The organism is Vibrio sp. R11-SG3-ISO3-SZ (assembly GCF_059834345.1).
The window spans coordinates 40,041-59,352 of sequence record NZ_JCBDGX010000048.1 but is presented as its reverse complement, the minus strand read 5'-3'; the positions used below and the strand labels follow the sequence as shown (position 1 = coordinate 59,352).

The following is a 19,312-nucleotide window of genomic DNA, read 5'->3' as shown; positions in this document are numbered from 1 at the left end:
GACGCTCGCCTTGGTCGGCGAAAGCGGTTCAGGTAAGTCGGTGACAGCCAATTCGATTCTCAAGCTGTTGCCAAAAGGTTCAGCCCATTATCTGGAAGGCCGCATTCAGTTTGATGGCATTGACATGCTCAGTTGTTCAGAGCGTCAGTTACGCGGTATTCGCGGCGGTCGAATTGGGATGATTTTCCAAGAGCCTATGGTGTCGTTAAATCCGCTGCATAAGGTGGGCAAACAACTGGTCGAGACCTTGGCGATTCACCGTGGCATGCGTACGGCTCAAGCGCAACAGCGAGCCATTGAGTGGCTAGGAAAAGTCGGAATTCGTCATCCTGAGCAAAAAATACAGGCCTATCCGCATGAGTTGTCGGGGGGAGAACGTCAGCGCGTGATGATTGCGATGGCTTTAATTAATGAGCCTGAGCTGCTGATTGCCGATGAGCCGACGACAGCGCTCGATGTCTCTGTCCAAGCGCAAATTCTGGATCTGCTCAAAGCGCTGCAACAAGAGATGGGCATGGCGATGCTGTTTATCACTCATGATCTGAGTATCGTTCGCCGTATTGCGGACCGAGTGGCCGTCATGCAACACGGACATTTAGTCGAGACAGGGGAGTGCAAAGCGATCTTTCAAAACCCGACCCACCCCTACACGCAAAAGCTGATTCACTCAGACCCGAGAGGCTTACCTGTTCCGGTTGAACCTGACTCGCCCGCTTTGTTGACAGTGGATCAGTTGAAAGTGTGGTTTCCCATCACGGGTGGTCTGTTTAAGCGGGTGGTGGATCACGTGAAAGCCGTGACAGAGATGAGCTTTACTTTACGCAAAGGTCACTCCATTGGATTGGTTGGCGAGAGTGGCTCGGGGAAATCGACCACAGGTATGGCGATTCTCAAACTGGTCCACTTTCAAGGGCAGATTAAGTATCAAGGACACGCATTGGACACGCTCGATCGCGCGGGTATGCTGCCGTTTCGCAGCAAAATGCAAGTGGTGTTTCAAGACCCATTCTCTGCGCTTAACCCCAGAATGTCGGTGGCTGAGGTGATTGGGGAAGGCCTGCGCGTGCACAAGCAATGGAGTGATGAAGAGATCGATGAACAAATCTGCGAAGTGATGAAAGAAGTGGATTTGGATCCGAACACTCGTCACCGTTATCCCAATGAGTTTTCCGGTGGGCAGCGTCAGCGCATCGCCATCGCTCGAGCGTTGGTGCTCAAGCCAGAATTCATTTTGCTTGATGAGCCGACCTCGTCACTCGATAGAACCGTGCAAGCTCAAGTGCTCGATTTGCTCAAATCGTTGCAAGAGAAGTATCAGCTAAGCTATTTGTTCATTAGCCACGATCTCAATGTCGTGAAATCGTTATGCCATTACACCATAGTGATGAAACAGGGGCAGATTGTCGATCAAGGGGAGACGCAGCAGCTGTTTACCTCTCCCGCTCACCCTTATACGCAGGAGCTGGTCTCGCTGTCGTCGTTTTAGCGAGTCAGCGTGTTTTATATAGCAAGCTATTGGGGCCAGTATCAGTGGGCTGGCCAAACGGTGTAGTATCGCCCTGTCGCGATTAAATGGTGGTGTAGCGGCTGGCGCTTGCCAGAGAGAGCGGTTTTGAAAACCAATATCCTTGCAAGTAGGACGCGCCCATATCTGTGAAGATTCGCTGCATTTCGGCGCTCTCTATTCCCTCAATGACAATATCGACGCTGTAGCTTTTGCACAACTTAGTGATGAAGGCGAGATACTCGAAGGTAGCGGGGTTTTGCAGCGAGCGCCACGCGATGGATTTGTCGACTTTGATCTGTTTTAGCGGCAGGTCAAAAAAACTATTGAGAGAGCTGTAGCCGGATCCGAAATCGTCTAACGAGAGTAAGAAACCATAACCATTGAGGCGGTAGAGTTGGTCAAAAGCACTCTGATTGCCATCAAGGATGATGGTTTCTGTCAGCTCTAGCACAATACTGCTCGTAGGCACGCCGTAGTGGTCTGCCATGGCTTTAATTTTTTTCGGAAAATCCTGTTGCAGCAACTGCAATACGGATACGTTGATATTCACCCGAACGCTCGATTGATGTTGCTGTGAGTAGGCTTTGATGAACTCGCAGGCTTTGGCAAACACAAAGTAGCCCAATTCAGACACTAAGCCTTTCTTTTCCGCTAGCGCTATAAACTCGTCGGGGTAAATTTCCCCCATCTCGCGGCTTTTCCAGCGTACGAGTGCTTCAAAGCTGGCCACGCGGTTTTGCTGGGTACAAATAATAGGCTGAAACTTCACGTTCAGCGTTTCGCCTTGAATTGCCTCACCAAGTTCACGTTCGATGTAGAAGTGGCGATCGACCTTATCTTTGGTTTTGTCATCATAAACGCTGATGATTCCGTCACCTTGTTCCACTGCAAAGTGGCAGGTACGCGCAGCGATTTTAAGGGTATCTTCTGGCGCGGCATCGGTAGGGAAGTTAGGGTAGATGCCTATCACCATATCACGGCCGTACAACACGCCCTGTTCGTTGAGCGCATTTTGGTACTGCGTAATAATGCGCTGGGCGAGATCGTTCAGTGCAGCGGTGGTGTAGTCACCTTGACATAGAATCACAAAGTCATCAGAGCGAATACGGTAAATATCCACCAACACATCAGGCAGTGTTTTTAGGCTGATCAACAGGTGATTGAGCACATCGCGCATACTCTGTGAGCCATACAGGCTAAGGTAGGTACGCAGATCGCTAACATGGATATTCAGTAGATGATACTGTTCGCTCACCGGCGCGGTCAGCTGGTTGAGATCGAGGGTCAATTTTTGCTCGTTGGCAAGACCAGTCGGAATATCAAACAGCGACGTGTGACGTAAAAACGCTTCCATATCTTTTTGTTGTGAGATGTCTTTGTGGCACCCAACCATAAAACGCTTACCGTTGATGGTTTTGGTGATAGACGTCGCTTCTAGCCAAACGTAGTCGCCGGTGGTGGCGCGAATACGATATTGCGTGGTCATTTTGAGGTTGTCTTGCGCGATGTGCTCATCGACGCGACCATCGAGCATTTCTCTGTCCAACGGATGCACCAGTTTCAGCCACTCGTTCAAACAAGAATGGCCGGTATTGATGCCAAATCGGCGATAAAAGGCGGGGCTATAAAAGCAGACATGTTCATTGTCGGACATATAAAAGATACCGTCATTAAACACATCAAACATGTGCTTAAAGTGGTTGTCCATTAGGCCGTCGAGCTGAGCGCCAGAGAGAGGATGCTCAGCGTTATGGGCAATCGACTCTACCGCACCGCCGCTTTCAGCCTCTTCTGCAGCTTTGAGCGTATCAAACAGACTGTGAATGGTGTACTTAGACATATCGAAATAAAGACCTAGCCTTAGATTGCTTAATCATTGATTTTATTGTGGTTATCTGTGTTAAGCAAAAATTTTGAACATTGTTTCATACATTTGATGCTACTGCCAACAATAAGCGCGTTAACTGATAACGATTCTCTATTAATTTTGATATAGATGCAGTGAATAGACAATATTATTGAGTGAGCATTCAATAATATTGATGAATGTGTGAAGAGAATCACCTAAGGCGCTGCGCATTGGCGAGTATAGTGGATTGTGCTACGGTGGCATTATCCAAAACTATCAAACTCGTCTCTTATTATGAAGTCTCAGCTTGATCTCAATTTACTTAAAGTATTGCTGCTGTTGGCGAAACATAAGCAGTTAAAACCGGTCGCAAAAGAGTTGGGAAAAACTGAAAGTGCGGTCAGTAAGCATCTCGCTAAGTTGCGAGAGCAGCTTGGTGACCCTTTATTTGTCAGAGGAGCACACGAGTTTGAGCCCACTGAGTTCACGCTCAAGCTTTTGCCTGGTGTTGAGCAAGGATTGGAGCTTATCCAATATTCGGTACAAGACAAAACCTTTGAACCTCAGTTGTATCAAAAGCCGATAAAAATCGCTTTGCCGAGCGTGGTGCAATATTTGGTAGGTAAAGATCTTCTGATTGACTTGCTAGACACGTTCCCACGCGCGCCGATTGATATCACCACTTGGAATGACTATTCGGTCAGCCACATTCTTGATGATAAAGTCGATATTGGCGTTCAATACTTTAACGGTGACTTGACGAAGAACCTCTACCAGCACAGGCTCGGGCAGTGTGATGCCAGTATTATCTGCGCCAAGCGCTATGCTGGGCGAACTCTAGACGATTTGCTTGCGATGCCGTTTGTATTAATGGAAATGAAAGGGTGGCAGCATTCGAAAGCCGCCACCAAAGTGGCATTGGCAGAGCGCGGCATTGCCATTAATGACATCGCGACCGTAGACAATATGACCTGTTTGTTTGAGGTACTTGATGAGATCGAGTGCGCCGCTTTCTTACCTAAGCTTCCCGCGCTGACCAAGCGGCCAAATCTGGCGGTGACAGTGCTCCCTGATAGCCTAATGGGAACGCCGCTGCCCCCGATTGTCAGCATATCTCGCTTAAAGAATCGAGGGAGCCCATTACACGATCTGCTGGTGAGTAAACTCAAGCAGCACGTGTTCTCCGGTTAAATCTATCGTACTTAGGCGGCGAGCTGACTTTGCAGACGAGTCAACTCGATGATGGACTCAACTTGGTATTTATCGAGAATGCGGGTCTTATAGGTGCTGATGGTTTTCGAGCTCAAAGAGAGCAGCTCAGAAATCCGCTTGTTCGAGTAGCCTTGAATCAAGTAGTTGAGAACGATGGTTTCTCGACTTGAAAGCGCCGGATGTTTTGCACTTTGCTCAGCGTCTTGCTTGAAAACCAAGTAGCCACGCACCACGCTATTGATCGATTCGGCAATGGTGGTGGTCGATTCTGTTTTTAACACAAACCCATTGGCGCCAATTTTATGCGCAGTATCGGAATAGAGTGGGTGATGGTGGCCTGAGACAAAAACAATTTTGCCTGTGTAACCGCGAGCTCGGGCGCGGCGCACAAATTCAAAACCGTCAGAGTTGTCGAGTTCAACATCAAGCACCACCAAATGACAGGGGTGTTGACGCAAATATTGCAGTGCGCTGAGTGATGAGCTGGTCGCTTCCACCTGCGCATTCGGAAAAAGTGTCTCAATGACCTGAGTAAGGGCTTCTTGAAACATGGGCTGACGGTCGATGATGAGTGTGGTAAACGGTGTGTTGAGCTGTGCGTTCATCTTTCTTTTATCTCTCTTATTGATTTACGTGAAACGCATCCATGCACTAATCGATGGCGTTAATGTAATCCAAATCTGAAAGACGGTGTGGAAAAGAGGAATTTCCGTTTCGGAAAGTCAGTCAGCGGCATGTCAACGGGGTCAACATGCCGACCATATCAATCTCTTAGAAGAAGTCGATCGACTTACGTCCGCCACTTTTGCTTGGTGTTGGCTTATCGGGTGTCGATGATGTTTGTGCGCTCGCTGGTTCGGGCTTGTGCGAAGGGCTCTGCTCAGGCGCCCGAGTCGAGGCTACGGACTTCTCTTCCTCAAGTTCCAGTGCGCTTGGCTGCGTGGCATCCACCGGATTCTCGATGTCGTGCTCTTCGCCAGTGTCATCAGCGTAGTAGTAGTCGTTGACACCGCTGCTTTCACCATCGGCACAAATGATGATGTAGTACTGCTGGTTGAACTCAATCAAATCGCCGTCCATGATCTTACGGCGTTTGCGCGTTTCTATTTCACCATTCACCGCGACATAGCCTTCAGAGATAATGTGCTTGGCTTCACCGCCACCACTGACGAGATTGGCGATTTTAAAGATTTTATAAAGCTCAATAGGTTGCGAGTCGATTTCAATACCGATCGCTTCAATTTCAATCTCTTCTGACTCATACTCAGACATAACGGGTTCTCACAAATCCTGATGCTAAACGTTTCTTGCATTACTATAATCGTGCCGCGCAGTGTACTGGCATCGACCAAAGATGCAATCTATTGCGTTAAATCTTTAATGATCGGGCACTCACTACTTGCATCGCCTGGGCAAGCGGCGACCCACTCTTTGAGCTGCTTTTCAATCTCTTGCAACTGGCGAATCTTGTTTTGCACTTCATCCAGTTTGACTTGTGCTCTGGCTTTCACTTCACTGCTTTTACGCTGCGGGTTGTGCGCCAGTTGGACGAACTCCTTACATTCTTGCAAAGAGAAACCGGCGTTTTTGGCTCTCGAGATTAAGTTCAGCTCTTGAACCTGTTGCTCGCCATACTCCCGATAGCCGGAATCACTGCGACTTGGCGGGGTAATGAGGCCTTTTTCCTCATACAGGCGGATAGACTTGCTGGATAGGCCAGTCAGTTCTGCGACGCTGCCAATGTTCATGCGCTCTCCTTTCGTCTCATGTTTGGCTATGTTGTACTACGAAATGATCGCTGATGCACTTATCTAGTGCCCAAAATATCTTGGGCCCAAAACGAAAAAGCTCACCCCGAAAGGGGTGAGCATAGCTAGCAATATTCGCCAGCAAATAAGGACAGTCGTTTACCTAGAACTTATAGGTAGATACGTGCGCCGATAACCCACATGTCGTTAGTTTCAACTTTCACGTTTTGTGGTTTGTCGTTTAGGTCGAACTGGTAAGCAGTGTAACCTACGAAGTTCGGCTTGAAGTTGTATTCAACTTGTAGAGCCATCTCTTCGCGAGTAGTTTCTTTAGTAGACGTTGATTTGAATTGCTTGCCTTCAACCATTTCGTAGTTGATGCTGAAGTTTAGGCTATTTGGTAGTGCGTATGCTGCTAGGAATTCGTAAGCAGTCGATTCTTCCAATAGACGGCTAGACTTCACAGTACCAGCGGTTCTGCCAACACTGTTCATATTTTCGTTTGAAGCGTAGACACCAGCAAGGTACAGGCCTTTACCATATGAACCGTATGCAGCAGAAACTACATGAGAAGTCGCATCGCCTTTACCAAATGTCGCGTTTTTGATCTCACCAGTATTGTAAGCATAACCTAGCTTAGCGCCCATGATTGAGTATGAAGCCGTTGCTTGAACACGGTCTTTTACATCATATTCAAAGTTTAATGCACCAATGTTTTCTAGCTCATCACTTTGTTGACCTTGCCACGCGAAACCAAAGTCTAGTGCGCCAGCTTCACCTAGCTCAACGCCATTACGGTAAGAGATCATGTTCTCGCCACGACCCGTACCAAATGCACCGTGGTTGTCGTAGATAAAGTCGTTAGCAAACGCGATTGGCATATCTGCTACGCCCGCTACGTCGTAGTAAGGTGCCCACTGAGTACCTGCGACTGCGCGGCCGAAATCTTCATGAGTTAAACCAACGTAACCAAGACGAGTTGTGAAAGTGTTGTCACCGCCGTCTAGGTAGTTCAGTTGCCATTCGCCGCGAGCGTCAGCTGTGAAGCCGTTGCCTAGGTCTTGAGTGGCGGTGAAGTTGATGCGTGGAGAGTTCGAGCCAACGCCAGTGTCGCCTTGCTCAGAACCGTTTAGGTTAACTGATACGTGACCGCCAACGGCGAAAGTCGTACCGTCGTTGTTGTAAAGCTCAACCGCCATTGCTGTTGAAGAAAGAGAGGCAATGGCTACTGCAAGAATCGTTTTTTTCATCATAAAGTCCATATTGAATCAGCCCATTCGATAAACGTAACGAAATGAGCGGGTTATCACGTTTGATTACGTGGGATGCACTTTATCTTGAAAGTTCGATGAAGCTCTCAAAAACATGATAAAACGTTAGATATTTGAAATAACAAACAAAAACAGCAGGTTACAGGTAGTGTTTTGTGTTTTTATATTTTTTATTGGTTATTTTTAGAATGTTTTTAGGCGAAGGTGAATATGGTGGGTTTTGTGCTTTTTTGCTCTTATATAGGTCGCGAATGAGTGGGTGCGAAATTTTACCTTTAGCTAACTGGTTGTACCTGTCAATTTCTACAAACATAACTTTTTGAACGGTGGTTTGAGCCCCTTGCTTAGAGGCTATGGGATTGAGTGAGTGGGGCCGCTGTCTGAGTCGTGTGGTCATGAGTCCAACGAATGGCTTGGTCAAGCGCCATGGCTGGGCTGTAGTAATACCCTTGGATATAGTCGCAGCCATAGCCTTTCAGTGTGCGAAGCACCGATTGATCTTCCACGCCCTCGGCAACCACGGTATACCCTAAGCCGTGCGCCAAGGTGATGGCGTTGGCGACAATAGAGTCGTTGCGATCATTGGTGTCCAGTTGATACAAAAAAGAGCGGTCGATTTTGATTTGATCGACGGGCAAGTCACGCAATAAAGAGAGAGAAGAGTAGCCGGTACCAAAGTCATCCAAGCTGATTTTGAACCCTAACGCCCGAATCGAAGAGAGCAGTTTCTCTGGGCTGTGCAAACGGTTGATGGCGGTACTTTCCGTTATTTCCAGTACGATGTAATCGGTAATCGCCGGGTGTTCGTCAACCAATTCACGCAGTTGATTGACCAAACCTTGGCCCATCAAATCTTTGGCGGACAGGTTAATGTGAACAGGATAATGAATGCCACTTTGCTGAAATTGCGCAATATCCCGCGTCACTCGTTTTAGCACCCAATTGGTGATTGAAACGATTTTGTGGCTCCGCTCGGCAATCGGGATAAAGTCAACGGGGCTAATCACCGTACCGTCATCTTTTATCCAACGAATCAGGGCTTCATAACCACACACCGCCTCTTTTTTACTATTGATGATCGGTTGATAGAAAATTTGGAACTCGTTGGTTTCGAGTGCCGCATCAATCTGACGTGAGATCTGCAGCTTTTGTTTCGCCCCTTGGTACATGCGCTCATCATAATGGGCAATGAGGCTGCCGTTATTTTTCGCCCAATACATCGCCATATCAGCGGATTTCATCAGCGCTTCGGCGCTCAGCCCATGATCGGGAAAGCGGCTAATGCCAATCGCCGCGCTGCTTGTCAGCTCAAACCCTTCGAGCAGAAAGGGTTGGCTCAACGCTTTGTTGATCTTCTTGGCCAATTTAAGCCCTTCTGTTCGATGCTCTAGCTTGGCAATCACCGCAAATTCATCACCACCAAGACGCGCCAACATCGCATCTTGACCCATCAAGGCACTCAATCTGTGACCGATTTGAATCAAGAGTTGATCACCACAAAAATGGCCCATGCCGTCATTGACTTGTTTGAAGTTGACAATATCGAGCAGCAGAAACTGAAAAGTGCGCCCGTTGACAATGTACTCATCTAAGGCGTCGATGCAGTATTTGCGATTGGGCAACCCGGTGAGCGAGTCATGCAGTGAGTTGTATTTCTCTTGCTCGGCTAAATCCTTTAGGCGAGAAATACTGCTTAAGCTAAAACGCGTCACCATAAAGACGAACACACTGCCGGCAAAAAGAATGCTGCTGAGTGCAAACATCACATGACCGACATCACTGTCATTAAGCAAAATAAGGAAAATGGCACTGTAGCCAGCGATAAAAAGAAAGATCAGTAATGTCAGCAACCGCCAACCAATGTAGCGAGTGTTGTTGCAGATCTCACGCGCGGTCGCAAGGCTAGCGGCGAGTAGGAGAATGCCAAGGGCAATAAAGCTTATCGCAATGGTTGACACATTTATCTCTCATCAGCGGATTAACAGCAAAGTAGGGCAGCTTCACGGGTACGCAATTGACTGAACACTGCTTTTTAAAGTGTAGGCATGTTCTCGCGGGAATACCAAACAGCGTCTCATCCGATGTTTGCAACATTTAGGGTTTACGCTTGCCTTTTGTCAGATAAGAACACTCTATAGAGCCTAAAGTCGGTGACAATTTGTATTAATTTTTAGCTAAGAAAAAATTCAGACTTTGCGGCAGATCAATAAATTTTATCTGATTTGTTTAATGTTGATAAAATTAGTTGAAAGATTAAAAAAATATTGAATAATGATTTTAAGTAGATGAAGCAGACGGCTTTCCCCACTCACGTTGAAACAGGAACTCTCCCCCATGTCTAATTCGTACGTTCTAGTGATTAACTCTGGCAGTTCTTCACTAAAATTCGCAGTGATTGATTCTGCCACTGGTGACGCAATCGTTTCCGGTTTGGGTGAATGCTTTGGAATGCCCGAAGCGACCATCAGTTGGAAGTTTAATGGCGAGAAAATAGAAGAAGCGATTGACGCGCCAGACAACCATCATCAGCATGCAATTAATCGTATTGTATTACTCATTGAGTCGCTAGGTCTGGACAAAGATTTGGTCGCTGTGGGTCACCGCATTGTTCATGGTGGTGAGAAATTCACCTCAACGGTTCGTATCGATGCTAACGTGCTGGCAGAGATCGAAAACCTTTCTGATCTTGCTCCACTGCACAACCCTGCTGGCGCGAAAGGCATCAAAGCGGCGATGGACGCTTTCCCGGCACTGCCACAGTTTGCCGTGTTCGATACTGCTTTCCACCAAACCATGCCACAAAAAGCCTTTACAGGCGCGATTTCTAACGAATTGTACAAACAATACGGTATTCGTCGCTACGGCTTCCACGGTACGAGTCACTACTTCGTTAGCCGCGAAGCGGCAAAAATGCTGGATAAACCCGTCGAGTCGTGCAGCTTCATCACCGTTCACCTGGGTAACGGCGCGTCTGTGTGTGCTATCAAAGATGGTCAATCAGTCGATACTTCAATGGGTTTCACTCCGCTAGCGGGCCTTATGATGGGTACACGTTCCGGTGACCTAGACCCAGGTATCATCGAGTTCCTGATGAAAAAAGGTTGGACCCAAGAGCAAGTCTTTGAAACGCTCAACAAAAAATCAGGCTTCTTGGGCGTATCGGGTGTCACTTCTGACGCGCGCGGTATTCTTCAAGCAATGGAAGAGGGACACGAAGGCGCGAAATTGGCATTCGAGGTATTCACTTACCGCGTTGCCAAATACATCGGTTCATACCTGATCCCTCTCGATCGCCTAGATGCGGTCATTTTCACCGGTGGTATCGGTGAAAACGCGCTGGATATCCGCCGTGAGATCTTAAACAACCTAGGTCTACTTGGCTTTGTCGAAGATGTGAAGGGTAACGAAGACGCACGCTTTGGCAGCGAGGGTATCATTGGTAAGTCTGAGCTGCTTAACGCACTTGCCCTAGTGATTCCAACTAATGAAGAATTTGTGATTGCCCAACAGTCGGTTGAATTGCTTTAATTACATTTAAAATCAAATAGATAGAAGCGAGCTTTGTGCTCGCTTTTTTTGTGCTCATATGTTGGATAGACCATCGAAAAGCAGCGCATGACGGCACCTCCATTACTCGCTCTATTGGCTTCTGTAGTTCATTTTATGTCCTTAAGTCTGCAAGGTTCGTGTTGACTTGTTTTTGCCCCTATCTGTGTTGCGAGCGTTTAGCTACTTGGTTCTCTAAAGCGTAATTTGATATACTCTTCCTTATGCCTAGATCTCCAACTAAATTTGCTAAGCCACTATAAACTGCTGTGCAATATTAGACCTGCAAATATCACTAAATTATCAGCGTCATCATTTTGCCATTGCAATGTTCAATGGCAAATAATGATTTGAGGTACGGTGTGCCCCTAACTGAAGTGTGTTAACCCACTATACGTCTCACCAAGTAAAAGTGCTTTTTACCGCGTTGAAGTAACCAGTACTGGTCGAACAGCGGGAAGTTCAAGTTTGGGTTTTCTGCATCAACTTTCTCGCCATTCACACTGATGGCGTTGCTGCCAATCAGTTCACGGGCAATGCGTTTTGATTTGGCTAAGCCTGACTCAACCAGAAGCTCTAACAAGTCTCGCTCAGCACTTTGCATATTGGGCAAGCCATCGAGTTCCAACTGTTTTAGCTCGCTCAAACTTAGCTGCTGCACATTGCCGCTAAATAGCGCTTGAGTGATTCGCTCTGCACTTGCTAAGCCTTCTTCACCGTGGACAAAACGCGTCATTTGCTCAGCTAGGATACGCTGTGCTTGTGGTTTGCCTTTGCTCTCTTTGTCTTGTGCTTCAATTGCAGCAATCTCATCGCAACTCAAGAAGGTATAGTAGCGCAGGAAGTGGTAAACATCGGCATCTTCCGCGGATAACCAGAATTGGTAGAAAGCGTAAGGCGAGGTCTTACTTGGATCTAACCACACTGCGCCACCTTCGGTTTTACCAAATTTAGTGCCGTCAGATTTGGTGATCAAAGGTAAGGTTAGACCGAAGACCTGCTCACCATTTTGACGGCGAGTAAGGTCAATGCCGCTAACAATGTTGCCCCATTGGTCATTGCCACCGATTTGTAGGCGGCAGCCGTACTGACGGTTTAGTTCTGCGAAGTCGTAAGATTGCAGCAGTGCGTAACTGAACTCGGTAAATGAGATGCCTTGATCTGGACGTTGTAAACGTAGCTTCACCGACTCTCGGCTGATCATGGTATTTACGGAAAAATGCTTACCTACGTCGCGGAAGAAGTCGATCACGTTAATCTTCTTCACCCAATCTGCGTTATTTACCATGATCATTGGCTTGCTGACTTGGTTATTAATCAACTGTTGAATTTGATTCGACAGATCTTGTACCCAGCCCGTTACGGTTTCTTCTGAGTTTAAGCTCCGCTCAGTGGCTTTAAAGCTCGGGTCACCGATCATACCCGTTGCACCACCAATCAGAGCAATGGCTTGATGTCCAGCGTCTTGAAAGCGCTTGAGCATAATTAGTGGTACAAGGTGGCCAATGTGCAGGCTACCTGCGGTTGGATCGAAACCGCAGTACAAGGTTTGTGGCGTAGAAAGCAGTTGTTGAACTTGGTCTAAATCGCTCGCTTGGGCAATCAAGCCGCGAGCTTGTAAATCTTCAATCAGTGTCATCGTCTTATCTTTATCTGGTTTGGTTGTATTCAGATTAAAAGGCGATGCGGAATCGAGATATATCCCTAAAGGGACAGTTTGTTATCTTGATTGAGTGATCAGGTGGTTAAGAAACAGCTGAAAGAACTCGCTCAACGACGCCACATTCAGTTGTGCGTAGATGCGTTTACGGTGGTTCTTAACGGTGCCCTCAGCCACATCTAGCTGCGTTGCAATCTCTTTGCTGTCATAGCCTTGCGCGATCAATGCCGCGATTTCTTGTTCTCGATTAGTGAGGACGGTTTGGCCAAACGATGCCAGTGCGGATTCAATCGCGGCACGCATTTGTCCTGAATAGACGTTAGGGCTGAAGACTGGTTCGGCGAGTGTAAACTCGGTTTGTTTCCAGTGCTGTTGGCACAAAGACTGAATAATCGCGAAGTAAGATTTGAGCTTGGTGACTTGAGCCTTGGTGAAGCGCTTATCGTCCTGCATAAAACCGAAGTAGAGCATCACCCAACGTGTCGGCTCGATTTCGATCAGCATACTAAGTTCATCCTTCCAGCCCGTTTGATGGTAAAACTGCTCACAGTAGACTTGGTAATCGAGATCGTTGCGCGCGACGTCTTTACCTACGACATCTTTGAGCGTGAAGATGCCTTGCTCTTTGTTGGCGTTAAGCTTCTGGTAAAACGGGTCGTTTTGAAAAGAGGTGGTGAGATAACGCTGGAACAAAAGCTCGCGTTCATTTTCAATCGAATCATACAAGTAGATAGGGTGTTTGCCTTCGCGGTAGCCGAGGATCACCGCGCAATCAAAACTCAATAACGAAGCAATAACGCGCATCAGTTTAGGCGTAAAGCTTGGTGAGTTAAGAGCAGAAATTGTCTCTGCAAGTTGAGTGTTGAATGCGTCGTTAGGCATGGGGATTCGCGAGTCAATAAAGATTGGGATAAGCATAACGCAACAGGCTGTTACCCCAAAGTTATCTGTATTGGACAATTGAATTTGGCCCCCTTCATGTCATTCTGAGTGTATGGTTGCAATACTTGAGGTAATCCAAAAAATTATAGTGTGTTATGGTTCGTAACGCGTTTATGTCCAATCCCTGTTAGTAGATGCGATACTAATAGAAACCCAACCAACGAAGAATTTGTGATTGCCCAACAGTCGGTTGAATTGCTTTAATTTTATTTAAAATCAAATAGATAGAAGCGAGCTTTGTGCTCGCTTTTTTTGTGCTCATATGTTGGATAGACCATCGCAAAGCAGCGCATGACGGCACCTCCATTACTCGCTCTATTGACTTCTGTAGTTCATTTTATGTCCTTAAGTCTGCAAGGTTCGTGTTGACTTGTTTTGCCTCATTCCAATTTGGTCTCAATATTAAGACGCTAATTTCTCATAGTTATCGACTTACTTTTCCTAATCTAACTTATCTCTCAGAAGCACTGTTTAATTGGAAAATTGACATATATGAAAGATAAGATATATGATATTTCATATGTTTTATGGCATTGAATGGTTCCTATGTTTGATCCAATCCTTCTTTACAAAGCACTTTCTGAAGAAACTCGGCTTAAGTCTCTGCTGTTGATGCAGAAGCAAGGCGAGTTGTGTGTCTGTGATCTCATGGAAGCGCTAAATCTCAGTCAACCCAAAGTCTCTCGGCATCTTGCCGAATTGCGAAAACACGAGCTTGTTCTGGATGAGCGACGTGGTAAGTGGGTTTACTACCAAATCAACCCCGTGTTAGCTCCTTGGGTCAAGCAAGTGCTGGAGATCACCCTTAAGCATAATTTGACATTTATCGAGTCAGAGTTGCAGTTCATCAAAGGCAAATCATGTACGAATGTTGTGAACGAATAATGCTCTATTCCGTTGGTTTATCAATTTTAAATGAAAGAGGTTTGTATGAGTAATGTCTCAAGCTGTGTCGAAACCAGCGCATCTGAAAAAATGAGTTTTCTTGATCGATACTTAACCGTATGGATTTTTCTTGCAATGGCAGTTGGTGTCGGGATTGGCGTGTTATTTCCTCAAGTCGCTCAGTGGAACGAAAGCCTATCTGTTGGTTCAACCAATATCCCACTTGCTATTGGCCTCATCTTAATGATGTACCCGCCATTGGCGAAAGTGAACTATAGCCTTTTAGGTGAGGTAACTCGTGATAAACGCGCGATAACGCTTTCTTTAGTGATGAACTGGCTCGTGGGACCGATTTTGATGTTCATCTTGGCCATCATTTTCTTACGTGATCAACCTGGCTATATGGTGGGACTTATTCTGATTGGCCTTGCTCGATGCATCGCAATGGTGTTGGTTTGGAATGACATCAGCGGCGGAAACAAAGAGTACGGAGCAACCTTAGTTGCCTTAAATAGCGCGTTTCAGATTGTCACGTACAGTTTTATGGCATGGCTGTTTATTACTGTTTTACCCCCTTACTTTGGTCTTGAAAGTTTCGTTGTTGACATCACTATCTGGGATATTGCACAAAGCGTCTTAATTTATTTAGGCATCCCTTTCTTAGCAGGGTTCCTAAGCCGTAAGCTATTGGTCTCAGCAAAAGGTGAACAGTGGTATAACGAAGTCTTCATCCCTCGTATTTCGCCAATTACCCTGATTGCGCTTTTGGCAACCATCGTTTTGATGTTTAGCCTGAAAGGTGAAATGATCATTGAGTTACCGATGGATGTATTCCGTATTGCAGTACCACTTATCATCTATTTTATGGTGATGTTTTTTGTGAGCTTTTACATTGGGAAGCGTATGGGTATTCCTTACGACCAAAATGCATCCATCGCCTTTACTTCATCTGGTAACAACTTCGAGCTAGCTATCGCCGTATCAATCGCTGTATTTGGATTAAACTCTGACCAAGCATTTGCGGGTGTGATTGGACCTTTGGTAGAGGTGCCTGTCTTAATCGCGTTGGTTAACGTCGCCTTGAGAATGAAGCGTAAATATTATGCCTAAGAGCAGTATTTCGAAACAAACTTCAGCAGTGCCATGTCTCATTGAGACATGGCATCTTTCCGAGTCCGAGCTTTACTACTGGTTGCTTAAGCAAACAGGTGATCCTGAGCTGAGCTTTGATTTACTACAAGATACCTTCTTGAAGGCGTTAAAGCAGAAGCAAGCGTTTTGCGATATTCAAAACCAAAGAGCGTGGCTATATCGGGTAGCGCGGAATATGCTCATTGATAAGCAACGTAAGGCGAATCAAGAACAAGTCCAGGATCTGAGAGATAATGAGCCGATATGGGAAAAACATGAACTTCCCGCCGTCGATAGCCTTGCGCAATGTCTACCTAAAGCGCTATCAAAACTGACTGCGTCTGAAAGCGAAATTATCAAACAGTGTGACCTACAAGGTCTTACTCAAGAGCAGTTTTCCGAGCAAAATGGACTCACTTTAGTGGCAACCAAATCACGTATTCAGCGTGCTAGACAAAAACTCAAACACGTTTTGCAAACGCAATGTCATATACGTTTCGACGAACAACAGCGTGTTTGTTGCTTTTTTCGAGAATAGATCGTTTCTTGAATCTAATTAAGTATCAGAGCACCCCTGTAAAATAAATATTCATAAAATTCTTTGCATCCTTTCGGCACCGACTTCGTCTTAGTCACAAAAGAAATAAATAACGAGGTTGAAGGAGCCGATATGTTTGAAGTCTTTACCCATCTTGCTGATTGGATGACCTACCAGTTATTTGCTATGCAGCAAGGTACTAAGCTGGCAGATACTATTCATTTTTTTATAGAAGACACTAGTAAAATCATGGCGTTGCTGGTCGTCATGATTTATGTCATTGCTTTGTTCCGCGCTTCTTTAAATGTTGAAAAAGTACGACACTATCTTGCGGGAAAGCGCCGTCTTTTTGGCTATGTGACGGGAAGTGTTTTCGGGGCGATCACCCCATTCTGCTCATGTTCAAGCATTCCCGTTTTTCTTGGCTTTACCTCCGCAGGTATCCCACTTGGGATCACCATGGCATTTTTGATTACCTCGCCATTGATCAATGAAATCGCAGTATTGCTTCTGTTTAGCCTACTTGGGTGGAAATTCACCATCATGTACGTCCTGATTGGAATGCTTATCGGGATGTTGAGTGGCTGGTTGCTGGATCTGATAGGAGCAGAGCGTTGGTTACAGCCATTTGCAGCAAAAGCCATGCAGAAAGCCCAAGCCCAACAGCATACTCAGGGAAATCTGAACGTTAGTAACGAAGAGTCTGCAATCACGCTTTTGTATCGACATCAGTTCGCCAAACAAGAAATGGTTGAAATCATCGGTCGGGTTTGGAAATGGGTGTTTATTGGCGTGGGTATAGGTGCAGGCTTACATGGTTTTGTACCTGATGGCTGGATAGAAGCCCACTTAGGCGCAGGTCAGTGGTGGTCGGTTCCAGCTTCAGTCTTAATTGGTATCCCTTTGTATTCCAATGCCACGGGGGTGATTCCTATCATGGAGAGTTTACTGAGAAATGGTCTTCCCATTGGTACGACATTAGCGTTTTGTATGAGCACTGTCGCTGCAAGTGTCCCTGAATTTGTCATGCTAAAACAAGTGATGCAATGGCGCTTACTGGGACTTCTTTTTAGTCTACTGCTGACAGCATTTACTGTTATGGGGTGGATATTTAACTTACTGTTCTGGCAATTTTAGGAGATAAACATGAAAGCATTTAAAGTACTAGGGTCAGGTTGTGCCAACTGCGTCAATACCGCGAAACTGATTGAGAAAGTTGCGGCAGAGCAAGGCGTTGATGTTTCGGTTGAAAAAGTAACCGACCTTGAAACGATCATGAATTATGGCGTGATGTCTACACCAGGCGTTGTCATGGATGAAGAAGTGGTTCACGCAGGTGGGATCCCAAGCTCCGAGAGCGTGATTAATTGGTTATCTCGTTAACACAATATGAATGATAAAAGCCTTCCGTAAGGAAGGCTTTAGAAACAGGCGATAGATAATTGGTAGCTACTGATAGAACCATTAAACTTTCGTGACTCTCATAAAGTGCGCTTTTAAGCGCCATTCACCATAAACTGTACATCTGTGGCTATGTCACTGATATGATCGCCAGCTCGCTCTAGCCCTTTCGCAATGAACAACAGTTCAACCAGTTGTTGAGATGAAGTGTTTTGCTGGTTAAAGCCCTGAATGAGTAGTGTGTATACATCTCGATAATAGGCATCGAGCGTATCATCGCCTTCCCAGACAACATTCGCCTGAGTGGCATTTTTAGTATTGTATGCCTCAATGACACTACGCAGCATTGTCACTAGGTGTAAATGCATCTGGTGGAATATCTCATTAAGTTCATCAGGAATAACTTGCTTGAATTGACTCGATTTTACCGCCATCGATTTTGCATAATCACCGACACGTTCTAACCTGGGTGCGATGCGCATTGATGAGAGAATAAAGCGGAGGTCATCGGCTACGGCATGTTGACGAGCTAATACTCTGGCTCCATGTTGCTCGATGTTACTCAAGCACTGGTTGGCGATACGGTCTTGAGCAACAATGTTATCGGCTAGCTCAGTATTAGGTTTATCAAAGACATCAATCGCTTGCTCGAACTCTTTTAACACAATGCTGGCGAGTTCATTGAGTTCGGTTTTTATCTGTTCTAAGTCACGATCAAATTTCTTTAGTGTATGATTTTCCATTTTATCTTCCTAACCAAAACGGCCTGTGATGTAGTCGCGAGTCTTCTCTTTTGCTGGTGACGTAAACAAGGTATCTGTTGGCGCAAATTCGACCATTTCGCCCATATGCATGTAAGCGGTATAGTGAGAGATACGCGCTGCTTGTTGCATGTTGTGCGTTACCATGACTACCGTAGTCTCTTTGTGCAAGTCGCTCAGTAGGTCTTCAATCTTGGCTGTTGCGATCGGATCTAATGCCGATGTCGGCTCATCCAGTAGCAACAAATCTGGCTTTGGCGCTAATGCTCGCGCGATACAAAGGCGTTGTTGTTGCCCTCCAGATAACCCATAGGCAGAGGTGTGAAGTCTGTCTTTGACTTCATCCCAAATCGCTGCACCTCGTAGCGACTCTTCTGCACGAGCATCAAGCTCGGCTTTGTTACTGACACCGCGAATACGCAGCCCAGCCACCACATTTTCATAAATGCTTTTCGGGAAAGGGTTGGGCTTTTGGAACACCATGCCGACCGTTAAACGGACTAAGCCAGGATCCATATCAATCAGATTGTGAGCACCAGGATGCAACAGGATTTCTCCTTCATAGCGATTGCCTGGATAGAGGTCATGCATTCGGTTAAAGCTGCGCAACAGTGTACTCTTGCCGCAGCCAGATGGGCCAATCAATGCGGTGATCTTTTTATCCGCAATCGGTAAATTGACATTGTGCAAAGCATGAACCTTACCGCCGTACCAGAAATTGAGGTTTTTGACTTCTGCACGAAGCGTCTCTTTCACTGAGGAAGCAGCCGATATCGTTGAGCTGCGTTTCACGTTGTCTTGCTCGGTTGCCGCTGATTGGCTAGAGAAAGTTGAAATGGTTTGTGTCGTCATTGTTTGGTT

General features: G+C 46.2%; 18 protein-coding genes. 8 read left to right on the top strand and 10 right to left on the bottom strand.

The features are described 5' to 3' along the window. Nucleotides 1-1,486, top strand: a 1,486-nt coding sequence (locus tag AC6R1O_RS06530; protein WP_500656724.1) for an ABC transporter ATP-binding protein, incomplete at its 5' end; no start/stop codon positions are given. A gap of 82 nt (nt 1,487-1,568) precedes the next feature. Here the strand turns inward: AC6R1O_RS06530 and AC6R1O_RS06525 are convergent. After that, entirely contained in the window at nt 1,569-3,347 is a 1,779-nt protein-coding gene (locus AC6R1O_RS06525; protein WP_500656723.1) for an EAL domain-containing protein, read from the bottom strand. Between the two features lie 303 nt (nt 3,348-3,650). On the opposite strand from AC6R1O_RS06525, the gene AC6R1O_RS06520 reads away from it, so the two are divergent. Beyond that, the gene (locus AC6R1O_RS06520) at nt 3,651-4,547 is read left to right on the top strand and encodes a LysR family transcriptional regulator (RefSeq protein WP_500630727.1); all 897 of its coding nucleotides are present in this window, start codon (nt 3,651-3,653) and stop codon (nt 4,545-4,547) included. Nucleotides 4,548-4,558: 11 nt separating this feature from the next. On the opposite strand, the gene AC6R1O_RS06515 is transcribed toward AC6R1O_RS06520, so the two are convergent. The 5 genes from AC6R1O_RS06515 to AC6R1O_RS06495 form a co-directional block, all read right to left on the bottom strand. Further along, nucleotides 4,559-5,173 (bottom strand): response regulator, encoded by a 615-nt coding sequence (locus AC6R1O_RS06515; RefSeq protein ID WP_487902300.1) that lies wholly within the window; start codon nt 5,171-5,173, stop codon nt 4,559-4,561. 166 nt (nt 5,174-5,339) lie between these two features. Beyond that, nucleotides 5,340-5,840: an RNA-binding S4 domain-containing protein gene (locus tag AC6R1O_RS06510; RefSeq protein WP_500630729.1), complete on the bottom strand. Its 501-nt coding sequence runs from the start codon at nt 5,838-5,840 to the stop codon at nt 5,340-5,342. Between the two features lie 89 nt (nt 5,841-5,929). Then, nucleotides 5,930-6,316, bottom strand: a complete 387-nt coding sequence (gene cueR / locus AC6R1O_RS06505; RefSeq protein ID WP_500630730.1) for a Cu(I)-responsive transcriptional regulator — start codon at nt 6,314-6,316, stop codon at nt 5,930-5,932. 170 nt (nt 6,317-6,486) lie between these two features. Beyond that, entirely contained in the window at nt 6,487-7,566 is a 1,080-nt protein-coding gene (locus AC6R1O_RS06500; RefSeq protein ID WP_500633633.1) for a porin, read from the bottom strand. A 365-nt stretch (nt 7,567-7,931) separates the two neighbouring features. Further along, nucleotides 7,932-9,545, bottom strand: coding sequence for a putative bifunctional diguanylate cyclase/phosphodiesterase (locus tag AC6R1O_RS06495; protein WP_500656722.1), 1,614 nt, complete (start codon nt 9,543-9,545; stop codon nt 7,932-7,934). A gap of 376 nt (nt 9,546-9,921) precedes the next feature. Here AC6R1O_RS06495 and AC6R1O_RS06490 point away from each other — a divergent pair, with 376 nt between their 5' ends. Continuing rightward, entirely contained in the window at nt 9,922-11,115 is a 1,194-nt protein-coding gene (locus AC6R1O_RS06490; protein ID WP_500656721.1) for an acetate/propionate family kinase, read from the top strand. 400 nt (nt 11,116-11,515) lie between these two features. On the opposite strand, the gene tyrS is transcribed toward AC6R1O_RS06490, so the two are convergent. Continuing rightward, nucleotides 11,516-12,772: a tyrosine--tRNA ligase gene (gene tyrS / locus AC6R1O_RS06485; RefSeq protein WP_500630733.1), complete on the bottom strand. Its 1,257-nt coding sequence runs from the start codon at nt 12,770-12,772 to the stop codon at nt 11,516-11,518. An 81-nt stretch (nt 12,773-12,853) separates the two neighbouring features. Beyond that, entirely contained in the window at nt 12,854-13,675 is an 822-nt protein-coding gene (locus tag AC6R1O_RS06480) for a LuxR C-terminal-related transcriptional regulator (RefSeq protein ID WP_500630734.1), read from the bottom strand. Between the two features lie 606 nt (nt 13,676-14,281). Between AC6R1O_RS06480 and AC6R1O_RS06475 the strand changes: the two genes are divergently transcribed. The 5 genes from AC6R1O_RS06475 (at nt 14,282) to AC6R1O_RS06455 (ending at nt 17,672) form a co-directional block, all read left to right on the top strand. Further along, a complete protein-coding gene (locus AC6R1O_RS06475; protein WP_285357904.1) occupies nt 14,282-14,620 on the top strand; it encodes a metalloregulator ArsR/SmtB family transcription factor in 339 nt (112 codons plus the stop codon). Between the two features lie 45 nt (nt 14,621-14,665). Continuing rightward, complete coding sequence (arsB, locus tag AC6R1O_RS06470; RefSeq protein ID WP_500637415.1) at nt 14,666-15,730, top strand: ACR3 family arsenite efflux transporter; 1,065 nt, start codon at nt 14,666-14,668, stop codon at nt 15,728-15,730. Then, nucleotides 15,723-16,289: a sigma-70 family RNA polymerase sigma factor gene (locus AC6R1O_RS06465; protein WP_500629547.1), complete on the top strand. Its 567-nt coding sequence runs from the start codon at nt 15,723-15,725 to the stop codon at nt 16,287-16,289. The genes arsB and AC6R1O_RS06465 overlap by 8 nt, the downstream gene beginning before the upstream one ends. A 132-nt stretch (nt 16,290-16,421) precedes the next feature. Then, nucleotides 16,422-17,426 carry a permease gene (locus AC6R1O_RS06460; RefSeq protein ID WP_500629546.1) on the top strand — a complete coding sequence of 335 codons (1,005 nt, stop codon included), beginning with the start codon at nt 16,422-16,424 and terminating at the stop codon, nt 17,424-17,426. 9 nt (nt 17,427-17,435) lie between these two features. Then, the gene (locus AC6R1O_RS06455; protein WP_161441081.1) at nt 17,436-17,672 is read left to right on the top strand and encodes a thioredoxin family protein; all 237 of its coding nucleotides are present in this window, start codon (nt 17,436-17,438) and stop codon (nt 17,670-17,672) included. A 113-nt stretch (nt 17,673-17,785) separates the two neighbouring features. Here the strand turns inward: AC6R1O_RS06455 and phoU are convergent, their stop codons facing one another. After that, entirely contained in the window at nt 17,786-18,433 is a 648-nt protein-coding gene (gene phoU, locus AC6R1O_RS06450) for a phosphate signaling complex protein PhoU (RefSeq protein ID WP_263837494.1), read from the bottom strand. A 9-nt stretch (nt 18,434-18,442) separates the two neighbouring features. After that, a complete protein-coding gene (gene pstB / locus AC6R1O_RS06445; protein ID WP_500629545.1) occupies nt 18,443-19,303 on the bottom strand; it encodes a phosphate ABC transporter ATP-binding protein PstB in 861 nt (286 codons plus the stop codon). Nucleotides 19,304-19,312 lie beyond the last annotated feature (9 nt).

What these genes read in the sequence shown, in the direction of transcription:
- AC6R1O_RS06460 (WP_500629546.1), top strand. Translation starts at nt 16,422, where the DNA reads ATGTTTGAAGTCTTTACCCATCTTGCTGATTGGATGACCTACCAGTTA.
- AC6R1O_RS06525 (WP_500656723.1), bottom strand. Translation starts at nt 3,347, where the DNA reads ATGTCTAAGTACACCATTCACAGTCTGTTTGATACGCTCAAAGCTGCA.
- phoU (WP_263837494.1), bottom strand. Translation starts at nt 18,433, where the DNA reads ATGGAAAATCATACACTAAAGAAATTTGATCGTGACTTAGAACAGATA.
- tyrS (WP_500630733.1), bottom strand. Translation starts at nt 12,772, where the DNA reads ATGACACTGATTGAAGATTTACAAGCTCGCGGCTTGATTGCCCAAGCG.
- AC6R1O_RS06510 (WP_500630729.1), bottom strand. Translation starts at nt 5,840, where the DNA reads ATGTCTGAGTATGAGTCAGAAGAGATTGAAATTGAAGCGATCGGTATT.
- AC6R1O_RS06490 (WP_500656721.1), top strand. Translation starts at nt 9,922, where the DNA reads ATGTCTAATTCGTACGTTCTAGTGATTAACTCTGGCAGTTCTTCACTA.
- AC6R1O_RS06465 (WP_500629547.1), top strand. Translation starts at nt 15,723, where the DNA reads ATGCCTAAGAGCAGTATTTCGAAACAAACTTCAGCAGTGCCATGTCTC.
- AC6R1O_RS06455 (WP_161441081.1), top strand. Translation starts at nt 17,436, where the DNA reads ATGAAAGCATTTAAAGTACTAGGGTCAGGTTGTGCCAACTGCGTCAAT.
- AC6R1O_RS06475 (WP_285357904.1), top strand. Translation starts at nt 14,282, where the DNA reads ATGTTTGATCCAATCCTTCTTTACAAAGCACTTTCTGAAGAAACTCGG.
- arsB (WP_500637415.1), top strand. Translation starts at nt 14,666, where the DNA reads ATGAGTAATGTCTCAAGCTGTGTCGAAACCAGCGCATCTGAAAAAATG.
- AC6R1O_RS06480 (WP_500630734.1), bottom strand. Translation starts at nt 13,675, where the DNA reads ATGCCTAACGACGCATTCAACACTCAACTTGCAGAGACAATTTCTGCT.
- cueR (WP_500630730.1), bottom strand. Translation starts at nt 6,316, where the DNA reads ATGAACATTGGCAGCGTCGCAGAACTGACTGGCCTATCCAGCAAGTCT.
- pstB (WP_500629545.1), bottom strand. Translation starts at nt 19,303, where the DNA reads ATGACGACACAAACCATTTCAACTTTCTCTAGCCAATCAGCGGCAACC.
- AC6R1O_RS06500 (WP_500633633.1), bottom strand. Translation starts at nt 7,566, where the DNA reads ATGAAAAAAACGATTCTTGCAGTAGCCATTGCCTCTCTTTCTTCAACA.
- AC6R1O_RS06520 (WP_500630727.1), top strand. Translation starts at nt 3,651, where the DNA reads ATGAAGTCTCAGCTTGATCTCAATTTACTTAAAGTATTGCTGCTGTTG.
- AC6R1O_RS06515 (WP_487902300.1), bottom strand. Translation starts at nt 5,173, where the DNA reads ATGAACGCACAGCTCAACACACCGTTTACCACACTCATCATCGACCGT.